This window comes from Pseudomonas sp. Marseille-Q5299 (assembly GCF_943737035.1).
Taxonomy (GTDB): Bacteria; Pseudomonadota; Gammaproteobacteria; order Pseudomonadales; family Pseudomonadaceae; genus Aquipseudomonas; species Aquipseudomonas putida_E.
Map to the genome: position 1 here is coordinate 301,286 of NZ_CALSFR010000003.1, position 23,460 is coordinate 324,745.

The window sequence follows — 23,460 nt, forward strand, 5'->3', positions numbered from 1 at the left end:
TGGCCGGCTTGTTCACGTTCGAAAGTCCTATAGCGCCACGTCGAGAAAGCCCGGCGCCTGGGCCAGGGCGAAGGGGCTGAAGATGGCCCAGTTGCGCTCACGCGGGAAATGCCCCTGAACGAACCGTGCAGCGGCGCGGATCAGCGGCTGTGGCGGCGCAAGTTCCAGGGTATCCAGGGCAAAATGCTGCAGGCCGAGCACTTCGTCCACCAGCAGGCCGACGAACAGGTCCTCATGGTCCAGCACCAGCACGCGCCGCTGCTTGCCCGTTGCCGCGGGACCGAGGCCGAAAAAGCTGCTCAGGTCCATCACCGGCAACAACCTGCCGCGCAGGTTGGCTACCCCGCAAACCCAAGGCTGTACGCCCGGCACCCGACTGCTGCGTGGCTCGCGCGACACTTCGGCCACCTCGCCCATCGGCGCGACGAACCACTGCCCGGCAACGCGAAAGCCGATACCGCTCCATTGCTGCAGGCGCGTGTCCTGCGGCGGCTGGTCGGCAACCAGCAGTCGGCACCGCCGGTCGATGTCCAGCAACAGCTCGAAGGCGGTCAGCGACGCGCCTTGGGGGCGGGTGGTCAAGCGCCCAGCACTTCGTTGAGCTTGGCGATCAGGGCGTGTTCTTCCACCGGCTTGGTGACGAAGCCGCGCGCACCCTGGCGCTGCGCCCAGATACGGTCGGTTTCCTGGTCCTTGGTGGTAACGATGAGCACAGGAATTGCGCTGGTTTCCGGGTCCTTGCTCAATTGCCGGGTGGCCTGGAAGCCATTCATGCCGGGCATGACGATGTCCATCAGCACCGCGTCGGGCTTTTCCTGGCGGGCCAGGGCCACAGCGTCAGCGCCGTTGTTGGCCTTGAGCACTTGGTGACCATGCTTTTCGAGCCATTCGGTCAATCTGTACATCTCTGTCGGCGAATCGTCGACAATCAGAACTCGGGCCATGCTGTTTCCCCATCAGGAAAATAAAAACCACGCCACCTCGGGCGTGGTCAGGGTGCGTGTTGTTCGTGCGCGGCGAACCCGGGCACGTGGGCCCTGATCGCGTCGAGCAGTTCTTCCTTGCTGAATGGTTTGGTCAGGAACTGATCGGAGCCGACCACCCGCCCGCGCGCCTTGTCGAACAGGCCGTCGCGCGACGACAGCAGGATGACCGGGATGTCCTTGAAGGCGCTGTTGTGCTTGATCACGGCGCAGGTCTGGTAGCCATCCAGGCGCGGCATGAGCACGTCGACGAAGATGATCTGTGGCTGGTGGTCAACGATCTTGGCCAGGGCATCGAAACCGTCGCTGGCGGTGATCACCTCGCAGCCTGCTTCACCGAGCAACATCTGCGCAGTGCGGCGGATCGTGCGTGAATCGTCGATCACCATCACCTTCAGGGGTTGTTCCATAGATGCCTACCAGAAAAAATTGAGCTGCAAGATGCAAGCGTCAAACTGCAAGAAAAGGCGGACTGGCACATGGCTGGCTTTTCTTGAGGCTTGTAGCTTAAGGCTTGCAGCTCATTTTTAGCACACTCCGGGTGGCCATTCCATCTACCGCGCCCCTTGACCCGCGGCGTTCGCGGCGCCACCCTGAGCCACTTTTCTTTCGATTCGTCGCGGCTACCCGCCGCCAAGAGGAACCACCCCCATGAGCGTTCGCCTCGGCATTGTCATGGACCCCATCGCGTCCATCTCCTACAAGAAGGACAGCTCGCTGGCCATGCTGCTGGCCGCCCAGGCCCGTGGCTGGAGCCTGTTCTACATGGAACAGCGCGACCTGTACCAGGCCGAAGGCAAGGCCCGCGCGCGGATGCGCCCACTCAATGTGTTCGCCGACCCGGCGCGCTGGTTCGAGCTGGGCGAAGAGCAGGACAGCCCGCTGGCCGAACTGGACGTGATCCTGATGCGCAAGGACCCGCCGTTCGACATGGAGTTCGTCTACAGCACCTACCTGCTGGAGCAGGCCGAAGCCGAAGGCGTGCTGGTGGTCAACCGCCCACAGAGCCTGCGCGACTGTAACGAAAAACTGTTCGCCACCCTGTTCCCGCAATGCACGCCGCCTACCCTGGTCAGCCGCCGCCCGGACATCATTCGCGCCTTCGCCGCCCAGCATGGCGACGTGATCCTCAAGCCCCTGGACGGCATGGGCGGCACCTCGATCTTCCGCCACCGGGCTGGTGACCCCAACCTGTCGGTCATTCTCGAAACCCTGACCGCACTCGGCGCCCAGCAAATCATGGCCCAGGCCTACCTGCCGGCCATCAAGGACGGCGACAAGCGGATCCTGATGATCGACGGCGAACCGGTCGACTACTGCCTGGCGCGCATCCCGGCCAGCGGTGAGACACGCGGCAACCTGGCCGCAGGCGGGCGTGGCGAAGCACGCCCGCTGAGCGAGCGTGACCGCTGGATTGCTGCCCAGGTCGGCCCGACCCTGCGTGCAAAAGGCCTGCTGTTCGTCGGCCTTGACGTGATCGGCGACTACCTCACCGAGATCAACGTCACCAGCCCGACCTGCATCCGCGAGATCGACGCGGCCTACAACACCGATATCGGTGGCAAGCTGATGGATGCCATTGATCGCCAGTTGAAGGCGCGCTGACCGCCGACGCGGAGCAAAAGCGCAGAGTGGGGTATGATGCGCAGCCGCAAGCTTCAAGCTGCAAGCCGCAAAAAAGCCGGCCTGCACCGACCTGCCCTTACTTGCAGCTTGCGGCTTGTAGCTTGTAGCTGACTGTGGATACCTGATGACGCTGCCCGCCGACATCCCCGCCGACCTGCTTCCACCCCGCGTTCGCCCGGTGGACCGGCTTGGTTTTACCCTGTTCCTGGCTGCCCTGGTGCACTTGGCGCTGATCCTCGGCGTGGGCTTTACCGTGGTCAAGCCGGCTGAAATCCGCAAGACCATGGACATCACCCTGGCCACCTTCAAAAGCGAGAAGCCGCCCGAGAAGGCCGATTTCCAGGCCCAGGCCAACCAGCAAGGCAGCGGCACCCTGGAGAAGAAGGCGGTACCCACCACTACCGAGATCGCGCCGTTCCAGGACAGCAAGATCAACAAGGTCACCCCGCCGCCGGCGGCAAAGCCTGAGGTGAAACCGCCGCCTGCACCGCAAAAATCCGCCGTGGCCACCCAGGCGCCCAAGGCGCAGAAGGTCGAGCCCAAGCCGAAGGAAAGCAAGCCGCAGCCCAAACCGGCAGCAACGCCAGATTTCGACAGCTCGCAGCTGTCGAGCCAGATCGCCAGCCTCGAGGCCGAGCTGTCCAACGAACAGCAGATGTACGCCAAGCGCCCGCGCATTCACCGCCTGAACGCTGCCTCGACCATGCGCGACAAGGGCGCATGGTACAAGGAGGAGTGGCGCAAGAAGGTCGAGCGGGTGGGCAACCTCAATTATCCCGACGAAGCACGCCGCCAGCAGATCTACGGCAACCTGCGGATGATGGTGTCCATCAACCGTGATGGATCGCTGTATGAAGTGCTGGTACTGGAGTCGTCCGGGCAGGCGGTGCTGGACCAGGCAGCCCAGCGCATCGTGCGGCTGGCGGCGCCGTTTGCGCCGTTTACCGGAGACTTGGCGGAATACGACCGACTGGAAATCATCCGTACCTGGCGGTTTGCCCGTGGGGATCGGCTTTCCAGTAACTGAGCTGCAAGCTGCAAGCTCGAATGCCTTGTCAGCCTCGCCACCTGGCGCCACACTATCCCCCATGAAAAACCTCGCCCCGAGCTACCTAAAGCATCAGTTCCTGATCGCCATGCCGCACATGGCCGATCCGAACTTTGCCCAGACCCTCACGTACATCGTCGAGCACAACGCCAATGGCGCCATGGGCCTGGTGGTCAATCGACCTCAGGAGCTGAACCTGGCGGACATTCTCGAGCAGTTGCGCCCGGACGAGGAACCGCCGGCCAGCACCCTGCAGGTACCGATCTACCAGGGCGGCCCGGTGCAGACCGACCGCGGCTTCGTACTGCACAGCAGCGAATGCAGCTACCAGGCCACTGTCGAGCTGCAAGGCCTGTCGCTGTCCACCTCGCAGGATGTGCTGTACGCCATCGCCGAAGGTGTCGGGCCACAAAAGAGCCTGATCACCCTGGGCTATGCCGGCTGGGAAGCTGGGCAACTGGAGGCGGAACTCGCCGATAACGCCTGGCTGAACTGCCCGTTCGATGCGGACATCATTTTTGGCCTGGCCAGTGAACAGCGCCTGGGGGCCGCAGCCGCCAGCCTGGGCATCAACCTCAGCCTGCTGACCAGCCAGGCGGGCCACGCCTGATGGCCGAGCTGCGCCTGCTGCTGGGCTTCGACTACGGCAGCAAACAGATCGGTGTGGCCGTCGGCCAGGTAGTGACCGGCCAGGCACGTGAACTGTGCACGCTCAAAGCGCAGAATGGCGTGCCGGACTGGGCCCAGGTGGAAAAACTGATCAATGAGTGGAAGCCCGATGCCATCGTTGTCGGCCTGCCATTGAACATGGACGGCACGCCAAGCGAAATGAGCGCCCGCGCCGAAAAGTTCGCCCGCCGCCTCAACGGCCGTTTCAACCTGCCGGTGCACACCCACGACGAACGCCTGACCACTTTCGAGGCCAAGGGCGAGCGCATGGCCCGCGGCGGCCAGCGCGGCAGTTACCGTGACAACCCGGTCGATGCCATCGCCGCGGCCCTGCTGCTGCAAGGCTGGCTGGAGGCCAATACCTAATTTTCCGCTTTGCCGTCGGGCCAACCCGGCGCCCTCCAGGAGACACGCAATGAGCCTACCCAATCCCGCCGATCTGATCCGGCAGATGGCTGTCGACCTTCGCGCCCATCTCGCCCGCCGCGGCATCACCGAGCCGCGTTACATCGGCATCCGCACCGGCGGTGTCTGGGTAGCCCAGGCCCTGCAGCAGGAACTGGCCGATGCCAGCCCGCTGGGCACCCTGGACGTGTCGTTCTACCGCGACGATTTCAGCCAGAACGGCCTGCACCCTCAAGTGCGTCCGTCAGAGCTGCCGTTCGAGGTCGAAGGCCAGCACCTGGTCCTGATCGACGACGTGCTGATGAGCGGTCGCACCATTCGCGCCGCGCTCAACGAACTGTTCGATTACGGCCGCCCGGCCAGCGTGACCCTGGTCTGCCTGCTTGACCTGGACGCCGGCGAACTGCCGATCCGCCCCAACGTGCTGGGTGCCACCCTGTCGCTGGCGGCCCATGAACGGGTAAAATTGACCGGCCCCGCACCGCTCGCACTCGAGCGCCAGGACCTCGCCACCGCTTCCGCCCTTTAAGAGTCCACTCGCGATGACGCCAATCGACGCCAAGCGCCCGCTGCAGCTCAATGATCAGGGCCAGCTGCGCCACTTTCTCTCGCTCGACGGTTTGCCCCGCGAACTGCTCACCGAGATCCTCGACACCGCCGACTCGTTCCTCGAAGTCGGCGCACGGGCCGTCAAGAAAGTCCCGTTGCTGCGCGGCAAGACCGTGTGCAACGTGTTCTTCGAGAACTCGACCCGCACCCGCACCACCTTCGAACTGGCCGCCCAGCGCCTGTCGGCCGACGTGATCAGCCTGAATGTGTCGACCTCCTCGACCAGCAAGGGCGAAACCCTGTTCGACACCCTGCGCAACCTCGAAGCCATGGCCGCCGACATGTTCGTCGTGCGCCACTCCGACTCGGGTGCCGCGCACTTCATCGCCGAGCATGTATGCCCGGATGTCGCGGTGATCAACGGCGGTGACGGCCGCCATGCGCACCCGACCCAAGGCATGCTCGACATGCTGACCATCCGCCGCCACAAAGGCAGCTTCGAGAACCTGTCCGTGGCGATCGTCGGCGATATCCTGCACTCGCGTGTGGCCCGCTCCGACATGCTCGCGCTCAAGGCGCTGGGCTGCCCGGACATCCGCGTGATCGGCCCGAAAACCCTGATCCCGATTGGTATCGAGCAGTACGGCGTGAAGGTCTACACCGACCTCACAGAAGGGCTGAAGGACGTCGATGTGGTGATCATGCTGCGCCTGCAGCGTGAACGCATGGCCGGCGGCCTGCTGCCCAGCGAGGGTGAGTTCTACCGCCTGTTCGGCCTGACCACCGCGCGCCTTGCTGGCGCCAAGCCGGACGCCATCGTCATGCACCCGGGGCCGATCAACCGCGGCGTGGAGATCGAGTCGGCGGTGGCCGACGGTAAGCATTCGGTGATCCTCAACCAGGTCACCTACGGCATCGCCGTGCGCATGGCGGTGCTGTCCATGGCCATGAGCGGGCAGAACACGCAACGTCAACTCGACCAGGAGAACGCCCAGTGACCCTCAGCATTCTTGGCGCCCGGGTCATCGACCCCAAGAGTGGCCTGGACCACGTCACCGACCTGCACCTGGACGGTGGCCGCATTGCCGCCATCGGCGCGGCCCCGGCTGGCTTCAGCGCCAGCCGTACAATCCAGGCAGATGGCCTGATCGCCGCACCCGGCCTGGTCGACCTCGGTGTATCGCTGCGCGAGCCGGGTTACAGCCGCAAGGGCACCATTGCCAGTGAAACCCGCGCCGCCGTGGCCGGAGGCGTCACCAGCCTGTGCTGCCCACCGCAGACCAAGCCGGTGCTCGATACCTCGGCAGTGGCCGAGCTGATCCTCGACCGCGCCCGCGAAGCCGGCAACAGCAAGGTCTACCCCATCGGCGCCCTGACCAAGGGCCTGGAAGGCGAGCAACTGGCCGAACTGGTCGCCCTGCGTGACACCGGTTGCGTAGCCTTCGGCAACGGCCTGAAAGAAATCCCCAACAACCGTACCCTGGCCCGTGCCCTGGAATACGCTGCCACCTTCGACCTGACCGTGGTCTTCCACTCCCAGGACCGCGACCTGGCCCAGGGCGGCCTGGCCCATGAAGGCGCGATGGCCAGTTTCCTCGGCCTGCCCGGCATTCCGGAAACCGCCGAGACCGTTGCCCTGGCGCGCAACCTGCTGCTGGTCGAGCAGGCCGGCGTACGTGCGCACTTCACCCAGATCACCAGCGCCCGTGGCGCGCGGCTGATCGCCCAGGCCCAACAACTCGGCCTGCCAGTGACCGCCGATGTGGCGTTGTACCAGCTGATCCTCACCGACGAGTCACTGCGGGAGTTCTCAAGCCTCTACCACGTGCAGCCGCCACTGCGTAGCGCCGCCGACCGCGATGGCCTGCGCGAAGCGGTCAGATCGGGCGTGATCCAGGCGATCTCCAGCCATCACCAGCCGCACGAACGCGATGCCAAGCTGGCCCCGTTCGGTGCCACCGAGCCCGGTATCAGCAGCGTCGAACTGCTGCTGCCATTGGCCATGACGCTGGTGGAAGACGGCCTGCTCGACCTGCCGACCCTGCTCGCCCGCCTGACCAGCGGCCCGGCGGCCGCCATGCGCCTGCCGGCGGGTGAACTGAAGGTCGGTGGCTCGGCGGACCTGGTGCTGTTCGATGCCAAGGCCTCGACGGTTGCCGGCGAGCAGTGGTACTCGCGCGGCGACAACTGCCCGTTCATCGGCCACTGCCTGCCCGGCGCGGTGCGTTACACCGTGGTCGACGGGCACGTCTGCCACGAGGGCTGAGTAAGCACACCGCTCGTTGTAGGAGCGGCCTTGTGTCGCGAAAGGGGTGCGAAGCAACCCCAGGGAAGCAGCCCCGGGAATTTCCGAATAGTTCCGGGATCTTGGGGCCGCTTTGCGGCCCTTTCGCGACACAAGGCCGCTCCTACAGCAACCGCGCCCCGCACAGGCTGATAGCAACCATTCATCCCCCTCGGTTGAAATCCTTCCCCCAACCCCCATATGAGTCTGCATCAGGCAATTTTGCCCCGCTGCGTGGAGACTCTCCCCTTGACCACCATCGTTTCTGTCCGCCGTCACGGCAAAGTCGTCATGGGCGGCGACGGCCAGGTATCTCTCGGCAACACCGTCATGAAAGGCAACGCCAAAAAGGTACGTCGCCTGTACAACGGTGAGGTCATCGCCGGTTTCGCCGGCGCCACCGCCGACGCGTTCACCCTGTTCGAGCGCTTCGAAGCCCAACTGCAGAAACACTCCGGCCATTTGGTGCGGGCCGCCGTCGAGCTGGCCAAAGAATGGCGTACCGACCGCTCCCTGAGCCGCCTGGAGGCCATGCTGGCCGTGGCCAACAAGGACGCATCGCTGATCATCACCGGCAACGGTGACGTGGTCGAGCCAGAAGACGGCCTGATCGCCATGGGCTCCGGCGGCGCCTACGCCCAGGCCGCGGCCCGCGCCCTGCTGAACAAGACTGACCTCTCGGCCCGCGAAATCGCCGAAACCGCACTGAACATCGCCGGAGACATCTGCGTGTTCACCAACCACAACCTGACCATCGAGGAGCAGGACCTGGCCGAGTGATCAGCTGTTCTGGCGCCCCGTCCCGGTGACGGGGCTTTTCCACGCTGACTCATTCTGCTCGAGGACCATTTTCATCATGTCCATGACCCCCCGCGAGATCGTCCACGAACTCAACCGCCACATCATCGGCCAGGACGACGCCAAGCGCGCCGTGGCCATCGCCCTGCGCAACCGCTGGCGGCGGATGCAGCTGCCAGCCGAGCTGCGCGCCGAGGTGACGCCTAAAAACATTCTGATGATCGGCCCCACCGGCGTCGGCAAGACCGAAATTGCCCGCCGCCTGGCCAAGCTGGCCAACGCACCATTCCTCAAGGTCGAAGCGACCAAGTTCACCGAGGTGGGCTACGTTGGCCGCGATGTCGAGTCGATCATCCGCGACCTGGCCGACGCCGCGATGAAGATGCTGCGCGAGCAAGAGATCATCCGCGTGCGCCACCGCGCCGAAGATGCCGCCGAAGACCGTATTCTCGACGCCCTGCTGCCGCAGGCCCGGGTCACCAGCTTCAGCGAGGAAGCCGCGCAGACCAGCAGCGACTCCAATACCCGCCAGCTGTTCCGCAAGCGCCTGCGTGAAGGCCAACTGGACGACAAGGAAATCGAAATCGAGGTGGCCGACGCCGTCGGCGTCGAAATCGCCGCGCCGCCCGGCATGGAAGAGATGACCAACCAGCTGCAGAGCCTGTTCGCCAACATGGGCAAGGGCAAGCGCAAGGCGCGCAAGCTCAAGGTCAAAGAAGCGCTGAAGATGGTTCGCGACGAAGAAGCGAGCCGCCTGGTCAACGATGATGACTTGAAGGCAAAGGCCCTGGAAGCGGTCGAACAGCACGGCATCGTGTTCATCGACGAAATCGACAAGGTGGCCAAGCGTGGCAACGTCGGCGGCGCTGATGTGTCCCGTGAAGGCGTGCAGCGCGACCTGCTGCCACTGATCGAAGGCTGCACCGTCAACACCAAGCTGGGCATGGTCAAGACCGACCACATCCTGTTCATCGCCTCCGGCGCGTTCCACCTGAGCAAGCCGAGCGACCTGGTCCCTGAACTGCAAGGCCGCCTGCCGATCCGCGTGGAGCTCAAGGCGCTGACCCCGGAAGACTTCGAGCGCATCCTGCAAGAGCCGCACGCTTCGCTGACCGAGCAGTACCGCGAGCTGCTCAAGACCGAAGGCCTGAACATCGAGTTCAAGGCAGACGGTATCAAGCGCCTGGCCGAGATCGCCTTCCAGGTCAACGAGAAGACCGAGAACATCGGTGCCCGCCGCCTGCACACCCTGCTCGAGCGCCTGCTCGAAGAGGTGTCGTTCAGTGCCGGCGACCTGGCCAGTGCACATGATGAAGCACCGATCCAGATCGACGCAGCGTACGTGAACGGCCATCTGGGTGAGCTGGCCCAGAACGAAGACCTGTCGCGCTACATCCTTTAAGCGGCGAGCTGCAAGCTGCAAGCGACAAGCTGTTTGGCGTCGCTTGCAGCACTGCGCTCACATGATCTTTCCATGGTGGCTCTAATATCACTTCTTGCAGCTTGAAGCTTGAAGCTTGAAGCTTGAAGCTTGTCGCTCAGAAGAGATTCAGACCATGGCCCGCATGCCAACCGCCATCAACCTGCACAAAGCCTCCAGGACACTCAGCCTCACCTACGGTCCCGACGAGGCCTATCACCTGCCCGCCGAATTCCTGCGCGTGCACTCCCCCTCCGCCGAGGTCCAGGGCCACGGCAACCCCATCCTGCAATTCGGCAAGATCAATGTCGGCCTCAGCGGCCTTGAGCCCGCTGGCCAATATGCACTGAAACTGACCTTCGACGACGGCCATGACAGCGGGCTGTTCACCTGGGAATACCTGGAGCAACTGTGCCTGCGTCAGGAACAACTCTGGGCCGAGTACCTCGATGAGTTGCACAAGGCCGGCAAATCCCGCGATCCTGCCGAAACAGTGGTCAAACTGATGCTCTAGCTCAAGCCTTCCACGCTTTAGAGCGCATTTTCTAATCTCATCTGCTTGAATGCCCTACAGACAGCTCATTCAAGGGCTGTCTTGCGCATTACATGAAAGTCGGGTAACCAATGGAGCTGGCAAGTTCCCTGCATTGCTTTGAAGGCAGTCAGGGCATGGCCGGTATGTAGAGGTCGCGAGCGAAAGCAGGCTGTCTTCACACGCAGATTCCCCCGCAGCTCATCGCCGATTGCATCCGGCCCGCAGCACCGCTGTTCCTTATCACTGGTCACCCGAGTAGCAGTACCGGGCTGTCGACTGTGCATGCGCCACAGCAAACCGGTACTCGTCTCAGGACAACGGAGCGTCGTAGATGAGTAACAAGAACAACGATGAGTTGCAGCGGCAAGCCTCGGACAACACCCTGGGCCTGAACCCGGTCATCGGCATCCGCCGCAAGGACCTGCTGAGCTCTGCGCGTACCGTGCTGCGCCAGGCCGTGCGCCAGCCGCTGCACAGCGCCAAACACGTGGCACATTTCGGCCTGGAGCTGAAAAACGTGCTGCTGGGCAAGTCCAGCCTGGCCCCCGAGGGCGACGACCGTCGCTTCCAGGACCCGGCCTGGAGCAAGAACCCGCTGTACCGCCGCTACCTGCAAACCTATCTGGCCTGGCGCAAGGAGCTGCAGGACTGGATCGGCAACAGCGACCTGTCGCCCCAGGACATCAGCCGCGGGCAATTCGTCATCAACCTGATGACCGAAGCCATGGCGCCGACCAATACCCTGTCCAACCCGGCGGCGGTCAAACGCTTCTTCGAAACCGGCGGCAAGAGCCTGCTCGACGGCCTGTCCAACCTGGCCAAGGACGTGGTCAACAACGGTGGCATGCCCAGCCAGGTCAACATGGACGCCTTTGAAGTGGGCAAGAACCTCGGTACCAGCGAAGGCGCCGTGGTGTACCGCAATGACGTGCTGGAGCTGATCCAGTACAGCCCAATCACCGAGCAGGTGCACGCCCGCCCTTTGCTGGTGGTGCCGCCACAGATCAACAAGTTCTACGTCTTCGACCTGAGCCCTGAGAAAAGCTTGGCGCGCTTCTGCCTGCGCTCGCATCAGCAGACCTTCATCATCAGTTGGCGCAACCCGACCAAAGCCCAGCGTGAGTGGGGCCTGTCGACCTACATCGACGCACTCAAGGAAGCGGTCGACGCGGTCCTGGCGATTACCGGCAGCAAGGACCTGAACATGCTCGGTGCCTGCTCCGGCGGCATCACCTGCACCGCACTGGTTGGCCACTACGCCGCGCTGGGCGAGAAGAAGGTGAATGCGCTGACCCTGCTGGTCAGCGTGCTGGACACCACCCTGGATACCCAGGTGGCATTGTTCGTCGACGAGCAGACTCTGGAGTCGGCCAAGCGCCACTCCTACCAGGCCGGCGTGCTCGAAGGCAGCGACATGGCCAAAGTGTTCGCCTGGATGCGCCCCAACGACCTGATCTGGAACTACTGGGTCAACAACTACCTGCTCGGCAACGAGCCGCCCGTATTCGACATCCTGTTCTGGAACAACGACACCACGCGCCTGCCGGCGGCCTTCCACGGCGACCTGATCGAAATGTTCAAGAACAACCCGTTGACCCGCGCCGATGCACTGGAAGTGTGCGGGACCGCCATCGACCTGAAAAAGGTCAAGTGCGACATCTTCAGTGTGGCCGGCACCGCCGACCATATTACCCCGTGGCAGTCGTGCTACCGCTCGGCGCACCTGTTTGGCGGCAAGATCGAGTTTGTCCTGTCCAACAGCGGCCACATCCAGAGCATCCTCAACCCGCCGGGCAACCCCAAGGCGCGTTTCCTGACTGGCGCGGACCGCCCCGGCGACGCATTGGCCTGGCAAGAGAACGCAGACAAGCATGCCGACTCCTGGTGGCTGTATTGGCAGGCATGGCTGAGCGAGCGCGCCGGCGACCTGAAAAAGGCGCCGGCCCGCCTGGGCAACCGTGCCTATGCCGCAGGTGAAGCCGCACCGGGAACTTACGTTCACGAACGTTGAGTTGTAACGCCGTGGCTGCCCACCGGCAGGCCACGGCGCTTCATTCACCACAGAGTCATGCGCATGTCGTCACACTACATATTCCGGACCGTCGAGCTGGACGACCAGTCCATCCGCACTGCCGTGCGCCCAGGCAAGCCGCACCTGACGCCGCTGCTGATCTTCAATGGCATCGGCGCCAACCTGGAGCTGGTGTTCCCGTTCATCGAAGCGCTGGACCCGGACCTCGAAGTCATTGCCTTCGACGTGCCAGGCGTGGGTGGCTCCTCCACCCCCCGCCACCCCTATCGCTTCCCCGGCCTGGCCAAGCTGACCGCACGCATGCTCGACTACCTGGACTACGGCCAGGTCAACGTGATCGGGGTGTCCTGGGGCGGCGCCCTGGCCCAGCAGTTCGCCCATGACTATCCGGAACGCTGCAAGAAATTGGTGCTGGCCGCTACCGCCGCCGGTGCAGTGATGGTGCCGGGCAAGCCGAAAGTACTGTGGAACATGGCCAGCCCTCGGCGTTACATCCAGCCCTCACATGTGATCCGCATCGCTCCGCTGATCTATGGCGGCGCCTTTCGCCGCAACCCTGACCTTGCCATGCACCATGCCTCCAAGGTGCGCTCCGGCGGCAAGCTGGGCTACTACTGGCAGTTGTTCGCCGGGCTGGGCTGGACCAGCATCCACTGGCTGCACAAGATCCAGCAGCCCACCCTGGTGCTGGCCGGCGACGACGATCCGCTGATCCCACTGATCAACATGCGCTTGCTGGCCTGGCGAATTCCCAATGCCCAGCTACATATTATCGACGACGGTCATCTGTTCCTGATCACCCGGGCTGAGGCCGTCGCCCCGATCATCATGAAGTTCCTCGAGCAAGAACGTCAGCGCGCGGTCATGCACCCCCGCCCGGCCTCCGGCGGCTAGGGTGCTGTTTGCTGTTGTTCTGTCCCGACCGTGGCCTGACGAAGGAGTGCTGCCATGAAAGACAAACCGGCCAAAGGAACGACAACGCTCCCCGCCATGAGCATGAACGCACAGAACGCGATCGTCGGCCTGCGCGGCCGCGACCTGATTTCCACGCTGCGCAATGTTGGCCGCCATGGTTTGCTCAACCCGTTGCATACCGCACGCCACCTGCTCGCCCTGAGCGGCCAGCTGGGGCGCGTGATGCTCGGCGACACACCCTATTCGCCAAGCCCGCGGGACGCGCGCTTCAGCGATCCTACATGGAGCCAGAACCCGTTTTACCGCCGTGGCCTGCAGGCCTATCTGGCCTGGCAGAAGCAGACCCGCCTGTGGATCGATGAAAGCCACCTGGACGACGATGACCGGGCCCGCGCGCATTTCCTGTTCAACCAGATCAACGACGCCCTGGCACCGAGCAACTCGTTGCTCAATCCGTTGGCGGTCAAGGAACTGCTCAATACCGGCGGGCAGAGCCTGGTGCGCGGCGTGGCCCACCTGCTCGATGACCTGCGCCACAACGACGGCCTGCCGCGCCAGGTGGACGAGCGCGCCTTCGAGGTGGGCGGCAACCTGGCCGCCACCCCGGGCGCTGTGGTGTTTCGCAACGAGATGCTGGAGCTGATCCAGTACAAGCCGATGAGTGAAAAACAGCACGCTCGGCCCTTGCTGGTGGTGCCGCCCCAGATCAACAAGTTCTATATCTTCGACATGCAGGCGACTAACAGCTTCGTCCAGTACATGCTCAAGAACGGTTTGCAGGTGTTCATGGTCAGCTGGCGCAACCCCGACCCGCGCCACCGCGAATGGGGCCTGTCCAGCTACGTTGAGGCACTTGAAGAGGCGCTCAACGCCTGCCGCAGCATCAGCGGCAACCGCGACCCCAACCTGATGGGGGCCTGCGCCGGCGGCCTGACCATGGCCGCGCTGCAGGGCCACCTGCAAGCCAAGCACCAACTGCGCCGGGTGCGCAGCGCCACCTACCTGGTCAGCCTGCTCGACAGCAAGTTTGACAGCCCCGCCAGCCTGTTCGCCGACGAGCAGACCATCGAAGCGGCCAAGCGCCGCTCTTACCAGCGCGGGGTACTGGATGGCAGCGAAGTGGCGCGGATCTTCGCCTGGATGCGGCCCAACGACCTGATCTGGAACTACTGGGTCAACAATTACCTGCTGGGCAAAACGCCCCCTGCTTTCGACATTCTCTACTGGAACGCCGACAGCACGCGACTGCCCGCTGCCCTGCATGGCGAACTGCTGGACTTCTTCAAGCTCAACCCGCTCACCCACCCCGCCGGGCTGGAAGTCTGCGGCACGCCCATCGACCTCAAGCAGGTCAACCTCGACAGCTTTACCGTGGCCGGCAGCAATGACCACATCACCCCATGGGATGCCGTGTACCGTTCGGCCCTGCTGTTGGGCGGCGAGCGACGGTTCGTGCTGGCCAACAGCGGGCACATCCAGAGCATCATCAACCCGCCCGGAAACCCCAAGGCCTACTACCTGGACAACCCCAGGCTATCGAGCGACCCGCGGGCCTGGTTCCACGATGCCAAGCGCAACGACGGCAGCTGGTGGCCCCTGTGGCTGGAATGGATAACCCCACGTTCCGGCCCGCTCAAGGCGCCGCGGGTGGAGCTGGGCAACGCAACCTACCCACCGCTGGGCCCCGCGCCAGGCACCTATGTCCTGACCCGATGAGCACAACGACTGGATGAAGACCCGCGACCGTATTCTCGAATGCGCCCTGCAGCTGTTCAACCAGCAGGGCGAGCCCAACGTTTCGACCCTTGAGATTGCCAACGAGCTAGGGATCAGCCCTGGCAACCTGTATTACCACTTCCACGGCAAAGAGCCTTTGATAATCGGCCTGTTCGAGCGCTTCGAAGAAGCGCTTGTGCCGCTGCTGGACCCGCCGCTGGAAGTGCGCCTGGATGCCGAGGACTACTGGCTGTTTCTGCACCTGATTGTCGAACGCATGGCCCAGTACCGCTTCCTGTTCCAGGACCTGTCGAACCTGACCGGTCGCCTGCCCAAGCTGGCGCGGGGCATGCGCAGCCTGATCAATGCGCTCAAGCGCACACTGGCGGCATTGCTGGCCAGCCTCAAGGGCCAGGGCCAGGTGGTCAGTGAGACGCAGGCACTGGGGCAACTGGTGGAGCAGATCACCCTGACGCTCATGTTTTCGCTGGATTACCAGCGGGTACTGGGGCGCGAGGGGGATGTAGGGATCGTGGTGTACCAGGTGATGATGCTGGTGGCGCCGCATCTGCAGGCGCCTGCGCGGGAGGCGGCGGAGCAGTTGGCGGTGCGGTATCTGGAGGGGTAGATAGCTTACAAGGTGCTGGAGCTGGCCCCATCGCCGGCAAGCCGGCCCCACACCTACCCTGCTGGCATTGAAACCAGCGGGGTACCTGTGGGAGCCGGCTTGCCGACGATGAGGGCAACCCGGTGTCAGGCTTCAGCGCTCACCGGTGCCGACGGCGCGCTGCTGGCCGGTGCCGCGCTTGGCGACGGCGCTGCGGTAGCGGCCGGTGTGGCGCTGGCCGCTGGGGCTGCCGGTTTGGCGGCGGCGGGTTTGGCCGGCGCTTTTTTCACGGCGGGCTTCTTCGCCGCAGCGGGTTTGGCTGCAGGCTTGGCGGCAACCGGCTTGGCTGCAGGTTTCGCTGCTGGCTTGGCCGCAGCAGTCTTGGCCGCAGGTTTTGCCGCCGCGGTTTTCGCCGCAGGCTTCGCTGCTGCCTTGGCCAGCGGTTTGGCCGCAGTCTTGCTGGCTGCCGGTTTGGCTGCAGCAGCGCGCGAGGAGACCGGTGTGACCGAGGCGCCGGTCAGCTTCTCGATCTGCTTGGTCAGGCTATCGACCTGCTGGTGCAGGGCCTTGATCTCGTTCCGGCTTGGCACACCGAGGCGCGAAATGGCGCTGTTCAGGCGTTTGTCGAAGGCTTCTTCGAGCTCGCTCCACTTGCCCAGTGCGCGATCTTTCACGCCGGACACACGCGAAGTGGTCGAGGCCTTGGCGTTATCGGCGACATCCTCGGCGGTTTTCTTCGCCTGCTTCTCGGCCTTCTCGCCATCTTTCACCAGCGAGTCGAACAGCTTCGGGCCGTCCTGGTCGATCTTCGAATAGATACCCAGCCCTGCCAGCCAGATCTTGCGGGAGTACTTCTCGACCCCGCCGACCCAGGAGCTGCCGTCTTTGTCGGAATTCTTCTTGCCAGCCATCCTGCTCTCCTTATGGTTTGTGCGCGACGCGCTCAAGCAGCTCATGCAGCTGTTCAAGCTTGATGGACAACGCCTCAACGTCATGTTTAGACGGAATGCCGAGGCGATTCAAGGCGCGACCGACCCGCGCGTCGAAAGCCTTCTCGATCTTGTCGAGTTGAACTTCGACCTTGCCACGTACGCGGCTGACTTCTTCGCTCGCTTCGTCGATCTGGGTGTTGGCGGCATCGAGTTCTTTGTCGATGCGCTTCTTGCCACGTTTCTCGACCCCTTCACCGGCTTTTACCAGCTCCTGAAAGTAGTCCGAACCCTCCTGGCCAACACGGGCGTAAGCGCCGATGCCTGCCAGCCAGATCTTGCGCGCGTAGCCGCGCACCTCGCCCAGCGTGCTTTGGGCGTCATCCTTTTTCTTCACATTCACTTTGGCCATGCTCTATACCTCATGCTCATGAGTGGAGGGAGAAACCGCCCATGGAGGCTGGGCTTGAGCATAAGGTAATGAGTGAAATTAGAATCTTCACCCTAAGAGCAGCTGCAGCTTTCAGACCAGAGCCTTGTCCAGCGCCCGCTCGATCTCACTCTTGATGGTGCCGCTCATCATCGACAGCATCATGCCCAACTTCAATTCGACACGGATGCTGTCCTCGCCAATATGTACGCTGCCGTTGGCGCCGCTGCGGGCGACGTCCACACGGTCACCGTTCCAGGTGGCCTTGAGGTCGTATTCCTGGCTCAGTTTGTCCACCAGCGCTTGGGCCTTGGCACGGGCGGCCTCGCGACCGAGGGAGTGTTTGCGTTCGACGCTGATCTGGGTCATGCGGGTGTTCCTGGATATGAAGACATAATCGGCATTATGCCCGCCCCTGCCGCACGGTACACCCCGCCAAGACAAATGCGCCCGTTCGCCCTAGAATGGCGATAATTTTTTCCGGTGAAGCGATATGAACGACCAGCGCAAAGGCGAACACGCCGAACCCACCACCCATTTCGGTTACCAGGATGTGCCCGAGAGCCAGAAAGCGAAGAAAGTCGCCGAAGTGTTCCACTCGGTGGCTGCCAAGTACGACCTGATGAACGACGTGCTTTCCGGCGGCATGCACCGCCTGTGGAAGCGCTTCACCATCGAGCTGTCAGGTGTGCGTAGCGGCAATCGGGTGCTGGACATCGCCGGCGGCACGGGTGATCTGGCAGCCAAGTTCTCGCGCCTGGTCGGCCCTACCGGCCAAGTGGTGCTCGCCGACATCAACGACTCGATGCTCAAGGTCGGCCGCGACCGCCTGCTCGACCGTGGTGTTGCCGGCAACATCGAATTCGTCCAGGCCGACGCCGAGAAACTGCCATTCCCGGACAACCACTTCGACTGTGTGACCATCGCCTTCGGCCTGCGCAACGTCACCCACAAGGACGAAGCCATCCGTTCGATGCTGCGCGTGCTCAAGCCAGGCGGGCGCCTGTTGATCCTGGAGTTCTCCAAGCCGACCAACAAGCTGATGTCCAAGGCCTACGACGCCTACTCGTTCGCCTTCATGCCCCTGGCCGGCAAGCTGATCACCAATGACTCCGAGAGCTACCGCTACCTCGCCGAATCGATCCGCATGCACCCCGACCAGGAAACCCTCAAGGCCATGATGGTCGATGCCGGTTTCGACCGGGTCACCTACCACAACATGACCAGCGGCATCGTCGCCGTGCACCGGGGAATCAAGCCCTGATGTTGCTGGCAGGGCTGCTCGCCAGCGTCGAACATGGCCTGAACCGCGTCCTGCGCATGGACAGCACGGCATTGCCGCGGCTGGGCGCGCTGGAAGGCAAGGTCATCGAAATCGATTGTCGCCAGCCGGCCCTGCAAGTGTTCATCCTGCCCGATGAAGAGGGCCTGATGCTTGCCGCCCACTGGCAAGGCGAGGTCGACTGCAGCCTGCGCGCGCCAGCCGGGAGCCTGCTGCAACTGGCCGTGGCCAAGGACAAGACGGCCGTGCTGCATAGCCCTCAGGTCGAGCTGCATGGCGACAGTGCCGTGCTGCTCGACCTGTTCGGTGTGCTGCAAGACCTGGAGCTGGACTGGGAACACGAACTGCAACGCTGGCTCGGCCCGGTCGCCACCTCGCTGCTCGCCGGCCACGTGCGCCTGCGTGCACGCTGGACCCGCCAAGGCCTGGCACGCTTCAGCCAAAACCTGTCCGAGTACCTGGCCGAAGAGTCGCGCACCCTGGTAGGCAAGCGCGAAGCCGAAGCCGCCTTCAGCGAGCTCGATACCCTGAAGGTCGATTTAGAACGCCTCGAGGCGCGCCTGCAGCGCCTCTCCCGATCCCTTGATACCAGCGATAACGCATGAAGCTGCTCGCCGTCCGTCGTCTCTTTCGCATCCAGCGCGTGGTGATCCGCTACCGCCTCGATGACCTGCTCTTCGACCTGCCGCTGCCGTGGTGGCTGCGCAGCCTGCGCCTGCTGATGCCGTGGCGCTGGTTGCCTCGCACACCCTCCGAACTCAGCCGGGGAGCCCGCCTGCGCCTGGCGCTTCAGGACCTGGGGCCGATCTTCATCAAATTCGGCCAGTTGCTGTCCACCCGTCGCGACCTGCTGCCCACCGACATCGCCGACGAGCTGATGCTGCTGCAGGACCGCGTACCGCCGTTCGACCCGAAACAGGCCGTGGCGCTGATCGAAAGCCAGCTTGGCGCCAAGGTGGGTGAGGTGTTCAGCCGCTTCGACGTCGAGCCGCTGGCCTCGGCCTCGGTGGCCCAGGTGCATGCCGCGCGCCTGAAGACCGGCGAGGAAGTGGTGGTCAAGGTAGTACGCCCGGGCCTCAAACCAGTGATCGCCCAGGACCTTGCCTGGCTGTTCCTGATCGCAAAAGGCGCCGAGCGGGCTTCGGCCGATGCCCGCCGCCTGCACCCGGTGGAAATCGTCGGCGACTACGAAAAAACCATCTACGACGAACTCGACCTGCTCCGCGAGGCGGCCAACGCCAGCCAGCTGCGGCGCAACTTCGAAGGCTCGGAGCTGATGTACGTGCCCCAGGTCTACTGGGACCTGTGCCGCCCCAAGGTGCTGGTGATGGAGCGCATCTACGGCGTGCCGGTGACCGACATGGCCACCCTGGCCGACCAGCGCACCGACATGAAACTGCTGGCCGAGCGCGGTGTGGAGGTGTTTTTCACCCAGGTGTTCCGCCACAGTTTCTTCCATGCCGACATGCACCCCGGCAATATCTTCGTCAGCACGGTCAAGCCGTGGAGCCCGCAATACATCGCCATCGACTGCGGCATCGTCGGCAGCCTCACCGCCGAAGACCAGGACTACCTGGCACGCAACCTGATCGCCTTCTTCAAGCGCGACTACCGCCGTGTCGCCGAGCTGCACATCGACTCGGGGTGGGTACCGGCGCACACCAAGGTCAATGAATTCGAAGCGGCCATCCGTACCGTGTGCGAGCCGATCTTCGAAAAACCGCTCAAGGACATTTCCTTCGGCCAAGTGCTGATGCGCCTGTTCCAGACTGCCCGGCGCTTCAACATGGAAGTCCAGCCGCAGTTGGTGCTGCTGCAGAAGACCCTGCTCAACATCGAGGGCCTGGGCCGCCAGCTGTACCCCGACCTTGACCTGTGGACTACCGCCAAACCGTTCCTGGAACGCTGGATGCGCGAGCGCTACAGCCCCAAGGCCATGTTCGGCAACCTGTACAGCCAGGCCGAACAGCTGCCGCACCTGGCCGGCATGACCCGCGACCTGCTCGAACGTCTTTCCCAGCCGCACCTGCACGACCCGCAACTGCCGGAGCGGCGCCGCCAGGGCGACCGCTGGGCACTGCGCCTGCTCGGTGCCGGCCTGCTGGGTGGCGGTGCGGTGCTGGCCGCCGGCGCCGCCGAGGCCGCCAGCCTCGCCGCCCCGGCCGCCTGGCCGGCTTGGCTGATGCTGGCCGCAGGCCTTTACCTGATCGTGCGCCAATAGCCAGCCGCGCTGCTGGCTGGCACACTAGCGCAAAGGGCCCGGTACAGGAGCGGGCCCGGTTTTGGAGTCGACGATGAAAGAGTGGCTGGACGAGATCAAGTGGAGCAGCGACGGCCTGGTACCGGCGATCGCCCAGGACCACAAGACCGGACGCGTGCTGATGATGGCCTGGATGAACCGCGAATCGCTGGCCCTCACTGCCGCCGAGCAACGCGCCATCTACTGGTCGCGCTCGCGTGGCAAGCTGTGGCGCAAGGGCGAGGAATCGGGGCATGTGCAGAAGCTGCACGAAATGCGCCTGGACTGTGATGCCGACGTGATCATCCTGATGGTCGAGCAACTGGGCCATATCGCCTGCCATACCGGCCGTGAAAGCTGCTTCTACCGCGTCTTCGAAGACGGCCAGTGGAAAACCGTCGATCCGGTGTTGAAAGACCCGCATGCCATCTACAACGCAGGACACTGACATGAGCGACACCCTCAACCGCCTGGCCGAAGTGCTCGAAGAACGCAAGCACGCGGCCCCCGACAGCTCCTACGTGGCCAGCCTGTACCACAAGGGCCTGAACAAGATCCTCGAAAAGCTCGGCGAAGAGTCCGTCGAGACCATCATCGCTGCCAAGGACGCAGAGGTCAGCAAGGATTGCAGTGATGTCATCTATGAAACCGCCGACCTGTGGTTTCATAGCCTGGTCATGCTCAGTGCACTGGGCCAGCACCCACAAGCCGTGCTCGATGAACTGGAACGCCGCTTCGGCCTGTCCGGGCACGATGAAAAGGCCGCTCGCGAGCCCTCGGCCTGACCAAATAGCATTCTAGGAGAGCACCATGGGTATTTTTGACTGGAAACACTGGATCGTCCTGCTGGTCGTCGTCGTCCTGGTGTTCGGCACCAAGAAGCTGAAGAACTTCGGCAGTGACCTTGGCGAATCGATCAAGGGCTTCCGCAAAGCCATGAACGAAGAAGAAAGCAAACCCGCCGAGCAGACCCCTCCGCCTGCCCAGCCGGTACCGCCGGTGCAGAACACCGCACAACAGCCACAGGGCCACACCATCGAGGGCCAGGCGCAACCGGTCCAAGAGCCGCAGCGGAAAGACTGAACCATGTTCGGCATGAGTTTCAGCGAGTTACTGCTCGTCGGCCTCGTCGCGCTGCTGGTGCTCGGCCCCGAGCGCCTGCCCGGCGCCGCGCGCACTGCAGGGCTGTGGATCGGCCGGCTCAAGCGCAGCTTCAATTCGATCAAGATGGAAGTCGAGCGCGAAATCGGTGCCGATGACATCCGCCGACAGTTGCACAACGAGCACATCCTGCAAATGGAACAGGAAGCCAAGCGCATCCTCAACCCGCTGACGCCGCCTGCCCAGCCACCCGCCGCTGTGGCCACCGAGCAGCCCGCCGCCACGCCAACATCGGCACCGGTAGCGCCGGCGCCTGCGCCTGAGCAGCCCGAACAGCCTCAACCGCCGCGAGCCCCATGAGCGAAAAACCGCAAGACGACCAGCCCATGCCGCTGGTCTCGCACCTGACCGAACTGCGCACCCGCCTGCTGCGCTGCGTGGCTGCCATCTTCCTGATTTTTGCCGGGCTGTTCTCCTTCGCCCAGCAGATCTACACCCTGGTCTCGGCGCCACTGCGCGAACACCTGCCGGCCAACGCCACGATGATCGCCACCGACGTGGCCTCGCCGTTCCTGACGCCGTTCAAGCTGACCATGATCGTTTCGCTGTTCCTGGCGATCCCGTTCATCCTGCAGCAGATCTGGGGTTTTATCGCGCCTGGCCTGTATCGCCACGAAAAGCGCATCGCCATTCCGCTGCTGGTGTCGAGCATCTTCCTGTTCTATGCCGGCATGGCCTTCGCCTACTTCCTGGTGTTCCCGCTGATCTTCGGCTTCTTCGCCAGCGCCACGCCGGAAGGCGTGTCGATGATGACCGACATTTCCAGTTATCTGGACTTCGTCATGACGTTGTTCTTCGCCTTCGGTGTTGCCTTCGAGATCCCGGTAGCGGTGGTGCTGCTGGTGTGGATCGGCGTGGTCGACGTGCAATACCTGAAGAAAATCCGCCCCTACGTGATCATCGGCTGCTTCGTGGTCGGCATGATCCTGACCCCGCCCGACATCTTCTCGCAGACCTTGCTCGCCGTGCCCATGTGGCTGCTGTTCGAGATCGGCGTGCTGTGTGGCAGCCTGATCCGCAAGCGCAGCCACGCCGAAGATGACACGGCAAACGACCCCAACGACCAGCCACCAGCGACCCAGCCGTGAACCTGTTGCTTCTTGAAGAGGCCGACTTCGTGTCGGCCGACCGCGTCGTCCTTGCCGATCGGCGCTTCACCCATATGCAGGAGATTCACCGCGTGGTGGTGGGCGACAGCCTGCGCGTGGGCCGCATCAATGGCCTGATGGGCACCGCCACCGTGGTACGTCTGGCACAGCACGAAGCCGAGCTTGAAGTCGGCTTCGACCAGCCGCCGCCGGCCAAGCTGCCGCTGACCCTGGTGCTGGCCGTGCCGCGGCCAAAAATGCTGCGCAGGCTGTTCCAGACCGTCGCCACACTGGGCGTACAGCGGTTGATCCTGGTCAACAGCTACAAGGTCGAAAAAAGCTTCTGGCAGACGCCGTTCCTCAACCCCGAGAGCATCCGCGACAACCTGATACTGGGCCTGGAACAGGCCCGCGACACGGTGCTGCCCGAGGTGGTCATCGAAAAACGCTTCAAACCGTTCGTCGAAGACCGCCTGCCTGCCATCGCCGACGGCACCCTGGGCCTGGTTGGCCACCCCGGCCCCTACCCCGCGTGCCCGCGCGCCGTCGAAGGCCCGGTGACACTGGCCATTGGCCCCGAGGGCGGCTGGATCCCCTACGAAGTCGAGTTGCTGGGCAAAGCAGGGCTCGCGCCAGTGCAGTTGGGTGACCGCATCCTGCGTGTGGAAACCGCCGTAACAGCCTTGCTTTCAAGGATTTTCTGACAAACGGGTCAGGATTTTCCCATCAAGTTTCCCCGGCGCA

At 63.7% G+C, this 23,460-nt stretch carries 29 protein-coding genes; 23 read left to right on the forward strand and 6 right to left on the reverse strand.

Annotated elements, in window-relative coordinates:
• Positions 1-27: 27 nt before the first annotated feature.
• Genes NGJ21_RS10035 through NGJ21_RS10045 form a run of 3 tightly spaced genes read right to left on the reverse strand, consistent with a single transcriptional unit; the run spans position 28 to position 1,393 of the window.
• Entirely contained in the window at positions 28-582 is a 555-nt protein-coding gene (locus NGJ21_RS10035) for a chemotaxis protein CheW (protein ID WP_046785027.1), read from the reverse strand.
• Complete coding sequence (pilH, locus tag NGJ21_RS10040; protein WP_012312415.1) at positions 579-944, reverse strand: twitching motility response regulator PilH; 366 nt, start codon at positions 942-944, stop codon at positions 579-581. The genes NGJ21_RS10035 and pilH overlap by 4 nt, the downstream gene beginning before the upstream one ends.
• Positions 945-991: 47 nt before the next feature.
• The gene (locus NGJ21_RS10045; RefSeq protein ID WP_039602038.1) at positions 992-1,393 is read right to left on the reverse strand and encodes a response regulator; all 402 of its coding nucleotides are present in this window, start codon (positions 1,391-1,393) and stop codon (positions 992-994) included.
• A 241-nt stretch (positions 1,394-1,634) separates the two neighbouring features.
• On the opposite strand from NGJ21_RS10045, the gene gshB reads away from it, so the two are divergent.
• The 14 genes from gshB to NGJ21_RS10115 all read left to right on the forward strand — a co-directional run bounded on the left by gshB (position 1,635) and on the right by NGJ21_RS10115 (position 15,608).
• The gene (gene gshB / locus NGJ21_RS10050) at positions 1,635-2,588 is read left to right on the forward strand and encodes a glutathione synthase (RefSeq protein WP_039602037.1); all 954 of its coding nucleotides are present in this window, start codon (positions 1,635-1,637) and stop codon (positions 2,586-2,588) included.
• A 145-nt stretch (positions 2,589-2,733) separates the two neighbouring features.
• A complete protein-coding gene (locus NGJ21_RS10055) occupies positions 2,734-3,636 on the forward strand; it encodes an energy transducer TonB (RefSeq protein WP_251962068.1) in 903 nt (300 codons plus the stop codon).
• A 61-nt stretch (positions 3,637-3,697) separates the two neighbouring features.
• Positions 3,698-4,267, forward strand: a complete 570-nt coding sequence (locus NGJ21_RS10060; protein WP_251962069.1) for a YqgE/AlgH family protein — start codon at positions 3,698-3,700, stop codon at positions 4,265-4,267.
• Positions 4,267-4,692 carry a Holliday junction resolvase RuvX gene (gene ruvX / locus NGJ21_RS10065; protein ID WP_012312410.1) on the forward strand — a complete coding sequence of 142 codons (426 nt, stop codon included), beginning with the start codon at positions 4,267-4,269 and terminating at the stop codon, positions 4,690-4,692. The genes NGJ21_RS10060 and ruvX overlap by 1 nt, the downstream gene beginning before the upstream one ends.
• A gap of 49 nt (positions 4,693-4,741) precedes the next feature.
• Positions 4,742-5,260, forward strand: coding sequence for a bifunctional pyr operon transcriptional regulator/uracil phosphoribosyltransferase PyrR (gene pyrR, locus NGJ21_RS10070; RefSeq protein WP_046785024.1), 519 nt, complete (start codon positions 4,742-4,744; stop codon positions 5,258-5,260).
• A 13-nt stretch (positions 5,261-5,273) separates the two neighbouring features.
• A complete protein-coding gene (locus NGJ21_RS10075; RefSeq protein ID WP_012312408.1) occupies positions 5,274-6,278 on the forward strand; it encodes an aspartate carbamoyltransferase catalytic subunit in 1,005 nt (334 codons plus the stop codon).
• Complete coding sequence (locus NGJ21_RS10080) at positions 6,275-7,546, forward strand: dihydroorotase (protein WP_046785023.1); 1,272 nt, start codon at positions 6,275-6,277, stop codon at positions 7,544-7,546. The genes NGJ21_RS10075 and NGJ21_RS10080 overlap by 4 nt, the downstream gene beginning before the upstream one ends.
• 267 nt (positions 7,547-7,813) lie before the next feature.
• Positions 7,814-8,344, forward strand: a complete 531-nt coding sequence (gene hslV, locus NGJ21_RS10085) for an ATP-dependent protease subunit HslV (protein ID WP_012312406.1) — start codon at positions 7,814-7,816, stop codon at positions 8,342-8,344.
• 76 nt (positions 8,345-8,420) lie between these two features.
• On the forward strand, positions 8,421-9,764 hold the full coding sequence (gene hslU, locus NGJ21_RS10090; RefSeq protein ID WP_046785022.1) for an ATP-dependent protease ATPase subunit HslU: 1,344 nt from the start codon (positions 8,421-8,423) through the stop codon (positions 9,762-9,764).
• A 154-nt stretch (positions 9,765-9,918) separates the two neighbouring features.
• The gene (locus tag NGJ21_RS10095; protein ID WP_046785021.1) at positions 9,919-10,296 is read left to right on the forward strand and encodes a gamma-butyrobetaine hydroxylase family protein; all 378 of its coding nucleotides are present in this window, start codon (positions 9,919-9,921) and stop codon (positions 10,294-10,296) included.
• Positions 10,297-10,648: 352 nt separating this feature from the next.
• Positions 10,649-12,328, forward strand: coding sequence for a class II poly(R)-hydroxyalkanoic acid synthase (gene phaC, locus NGJ21_RS10100; protein WP_046785020.1), 1,680 nt, complete (start codon positions 10,649-10,651; stop codon positions 12,326-12,328).
• Positions 12,329-12,391: 63 nt separating this feature from the next.
• Positions 12,392-13,243 (forward strand): poly(3-hydroxyalkanoate) depolymerase, encoded by an 852-nt coding sequence (gene phaZ, locus NGJ21_RS10105; RefSeq protein WP_046785019.1) that lies wholly within the window; start codon positions 12,392-12,394, stop codon positions 13,241-13,243.
• 54 nt (positions 13,244-13,297) lie between these two features.
• On the forward strand, positions 13,298-14,980 hold the full coding sequence (gene phaC, locus NGJ21_RS10110) for a class II poly(R)-hydroxyalkanoic acid synthase (protein WP_115273415.1): 1,683 nt from the start codon (positions 13,298-13,300) through the stop codon (positions 14,978-14,980).
• A gap of 13 nt (positions 14,981-14,993) precedes the next feature.
• The gene (locus NGJ21_RS10115; RefSeq protein ID WP_115273414.1) at positions 14,994-15,608 is read left to right on the forward strand and encodes a TetR/AcrR family transcriptional regulator; all 615 of its coding nucleotides are present in this window, start codon (positions 14,994-14,996) and stop codon (positions 15,606-15,608) included.
• Between the two features lie 125 nt (positions 15,609-15,733).
• Here the strand turns inward: NGJ21_RS10115 and NGJ21_RS10120 are convergent, their stop codons facing one another.
• The 3 genes from NGJ21_RS10120 to NGJ21_RS10130 all read right to left on the reverse strand — a co-directional run bounded on the left by NGJ21_RS10120 (position 15,734) and on the right by NGJ21_RS10130 (position 17,315).
• A complete protein-coding gene (locus tag NGJ21_RS10120) occupies positions 15,734-16,498 on the reverse strand; it encodes a phasin family protein (RefSeq protein WP_115273413.1) in 765 nt (254 codons plus the stop codon).
• A 10-nt stretch (positions 16,499-16,508) separates the two neighbouring features.
• Positions 16,509-16,928 (reverse strand): phasin family protein, encoded by a 420-nt coding sequence (locus NGJ21_RS10125; protein WP_046785015.1) that lies wholly within the window; start codon positions 16,926-16,928, stop codon positions 16,509-16,511.
• Positions 16,929-17,039: 111 nt separating this feature from the next.
• Positions 17,040-17,315, reverse strand: a complete 276-nt coding sequence (locus NGJ21_RS10130) for a polyhydroxyalkanoic acid system family protein (protein ID WP_046785014.1) — start codon at positions 17,313-17,315, stop codon at positions 17,040-17,042.
• A 124-nt stretch (positions 17,316-17,439) separates the two neighbouring features.
• Here NGJ21_RS10130 and ubiE point away from each other — a divergent pair, with 124 nt between their 5' ends.
• The 9 genes from ubiE to NGJ21_RS10175 all read left to right on the forward strand — a co-directional run bounded on the left by ubiE (position 17,440) and on the right by NGJ21_RS10175 (position 23,420).
• Positions 17,440-18,210: a bifunctional demethylmenaquinone methyltransferase/2-methoxy-6-polyprenyl-1,4-benzoquinol methylase UbiE gene (gene ubiE, locus NGJ21_RS10135; RefSeq protein ID WP_012312396.1), complete on the forward strand. Its 771-nt coding sequence runs from the start codon at positions 17,440-17,442 to the stop codon at positions 18,208-18,210.
• Positions 18,210-18,833 carry a ubiquinone biosynthesis accessory factor UbiJ gene (locus NGJ21_RS10140; protein WP_046785013.1) on the forward strand — a complete coding sequence of 208 codons (624 nt, stop codon included), beginning with the start codon at positions 18,210-18,212 and terminating at the stop codon, positions 18,831-18,833. Before ubiE ends, NGJ21_RS10140 begins: the two co-directional genes overlap by 1 nt.
• Complete coding sequence (gene ubiB / locus NGJ21_RS10145; protein WP_251962070.1) at positions 18,830-20,449, forward strand: ubiquinone biosynthesis regulatory protein kinase UbiB; 1,620 nt, start codon at positions 18,830-18,832, stop codon at positions 20,447-20,449. The genes NGJ21_RS10140 and ubiB overlap by 4 nt, the downstream gene beginning before the upstream one ends.
• 73 nt (positions 20,450-20,522) lie before the next feature.
• Positions 20,523-20,915: a phosphoribosyl-AMP cyclohydrolase gene (hisI, locus tag NGJ21_RS10150; protein WP_115273411.1), complete on the forward strand. Its 393-nt coding sequence runs from the start codon at positions 20,523-20,525 to the stop codon at positions 20,913-20,915.
• A 1-nt stretch (position 20,916) separates the two neighbouring features.
• Positions 20,917-21,252, forward strand: a complete 336-nt coding sequence (locus NGJ21_RS10155) for a phosphoribosyl-ATP diphosphatase (protein ID WP_046785010.1) — start codon at positions 20,917-20,919, stop codon at positions 21,250-21,252.
• A 25-nt stretch (positions 21,253-21,277) separates the two neighbouring features.
• The gene (locus NGJ21_RS10160) at positions 21,278-21,550 is read left to right on the forward strand and encodes a twin-arginine translocase TatA/TatE family subunit (protein ID WP_012312391.1); all 273 of its coding nucleotides are present in this window, start codon (positions 21,278-21,280) and stop codon (positions 21,548-21,550) included.
• Positions 21,551-21,553: 3 nt separating this feature from the next.
• The gene (tatB, locus tag NGJ21_RS10165) at positions 21,554-21,928 is read left to right on the forward strand and encodes a Sec-independent protein translocase protein TatB (RefSeq protein ID WP_115273409.1); all 375 of its coding nucleotides are present in this window, start codon (positions 21,554-21,556) and stop codon (positions 21,926-21,928) included.
• Positions 21,925-22,716, forward strand: coding sequence for a twin-arginine translocase subunit TatC (tatC, locus tag NGJ21_RS10170; protein WP_012312389.1), 792 nt, complete (start codon positions 21,925-21,927; stop codon positions 22,714-22,716). The genes tatB and tatC overlap by 4 nt, the downstream gene beginning before the upstream one ends.
• Positions 22,713-23,420 (forward strand): 16S rRNA (uracil(1498)-N(3))-methyltransferase, encoded by a 708-nt coding sequence (locus NGJ21_RS10175; protein WP_115273408.1) that lies wholly within the window; start codon positions 22,713-22,715, stop codon positions 23,418-23,420. Before tatC ends, NGJ21_RS10175 begins: the two co-directional genes overlap by 4 nt.
• Positions 23,421-23,460: the final 40 nt, after the last annotated feature.

Excerpts from the sequence above, each read along its gene's own strand:
- tatC (WP_012312389.1), top strand. The coding sequence starts at position 21,925 with ATGAGCGAAAAACCGCAAGACGACCAGCCCATGCCGCTGGTCTCGCAC.
- NGJ21_RS10060 (WP_251962069.1), top strand. The coding sequence starts at position 3,698 with ATGAAAAACCTCGCCCCGAGCTACCTAAAGCATCAGTTCCTGATCGCC.
- ruvX (WP_012312410.1), top strand. The coding sequence starts at position 4,267 with ATGGCCGAGCTGCGCCTGCTGCTGGGCTTCGACTACGGCAGCAAACAG.
- NGJ21_RS10075 (WP_012312408.1), top strand. The coding sequence starts at position 5,274 with ATGACGCCAATCGACGCCAAGCGCCCGCTGCAGCTCAATGATCAGGGC.
- NGJ21_RS10055 (WP_251962068.1), top strand. The coding sequence starts at position 2,734 with ATGACGCTGCCCGCCGACATCCCCGCCGACCTGCTTCCACCCCGCGTT.
- NGJ21_RS10155 (WP_046785010.1), top strand. The coding sequence starts at position 20,917 with ATGAGCGACACCCTCAACCGCCTGGCCGAAGTGCTCGAAGAACGCAAG.
- ubiE (WP_012312396.1), top strand. The coding sequence starts at position 17,440 with ATGAACGACCAGCGCAAAGGCGAACACGCCGAACCCACCACCCATTTC.
- phaZ (WP_046785019.1), top strand. The coding sequence starts at position 12,392 with ATGTCGTCACACTACATATTCCGGACCGTCGAGCTGGACGACCAGTCC.
- NGJ21_RS10095 (WP_046785021.1), top strand. The coding sequence starts at position 9,919 with ATGGCCCGCATGCCAACCGCCATCAACCTGCACAAAGCCTCCAGGACA.
- NGJ21_RS10045 (WP_039602038.1), bottom strand. The coding sequence starts at position 1,393 with ATGGAACAACCCCTGAAGGTGATGGTGATCGACGATTCACGCACGATC.
- tatB (WP_115273409.1), top strand. The coding sequence starts at position 21,554 with ATGTTCGGCATGAGTTTCAGCGAGTTACTGCTCGTCGGCCTCGTCGCG.
- NGJ21_RS10125 (WP_046785015.1), bottom strand. The coding sequence starts at position 16,928 with ATGGCCAAAGTGAATGTGAAGAAAAAGGATGACGCCCAAAGCACGCTG.
- hisI (WP_115273411.1), top strand. The coding sequence starts at position 20,523 with ATGAAAGAGTGGCTGGACGAGATCAAGTGGAGCAGCGACGGCCTGGTA.
- NGJ21_RS10130 (WP_046785014.1), bottom strand. The coding sequence starts at position 17,315 with ATGACCCAGATCAGCGTCGAACGCAAACACTCCCTCGGTCGCGAGGCC.
- pilH (WP_012312415.1), bottom strand. The coding sequence starts at position 944 with ATGGCCCGAGTTCTGATTGTCGACGATTCGCCGACAGAGATGTACAGA.
- ubiB (WP_251962070.1), top strand. The coding sequence starts at position 18,830 with ATGAAGCTGCTCGCCGTCCGTCGTCTCTTTCGCATCCAGCGCGTGGTG.
- NGJ21_RS10140 (WP_046785013.1), top strand. The coding sequence starts at position 18,210 with ATGTTGCTGGCAGGGCTGCTCGCCAGCGTCGAACATGGCCTGAACCGC.
- gshB (WP_039602037.1), top strand. The coding sequence starts at position 1,635 with ATGAGCGTTCGCCTCGGCATTGTCATGGACCCCATCGCGTCCATCTCC.
- hslU (WP_046785022.1), top strand. The coding sequence starts at position 8,421 with ATGTCCATGACCCCCCGCGAGATCGTCCACGAACTCAACCGCCACATC.
- phaC (WP_115273415.1), top strand. The coding sequence starts at position 13,298 with ATGAAAGACAAACCGGCCAAAGGAACGACAACGCTCCCCGCCATGAGC.
- phaC (WP_046785020.1), top strand. The coding sequence starts at position 10,649 with ATGAGTAACAAGAACAACGATGAGTTGCAGCGGCAAGCCTCGGACAAC.
- pyrR (WP_046785024.1), top strand. The coding sequence starts at position 4,742 with ATGAGCCTACCCAATCCCGCCGATCTGATCCGGCAGATGGCTGTCGAC.
- NGJ21_RS10115 (WP_115273414.1), top strand. The coding sequence starts at position 14,994 with ATGAAGACCCGCGACCGTATTCTCGAATGCGCCCTGCAGCTGTTCAAC.
- NGJ21_RS10120 (WP_115273413.1), bottom strand. The coding sequence starts at position 16,498 with ATGGCTGGCAAGAAGAATTCCGACAAAGACGGCAGCTCCTGGGTCGGC.
- NGJ21_RS10160 (WP_012312391.1), top strand. The coding sequence starts at position 21,278 with ATGGGTATTTTTGACTGGAAACACTGGATCGTCCTGCTGGTCGTCGTC.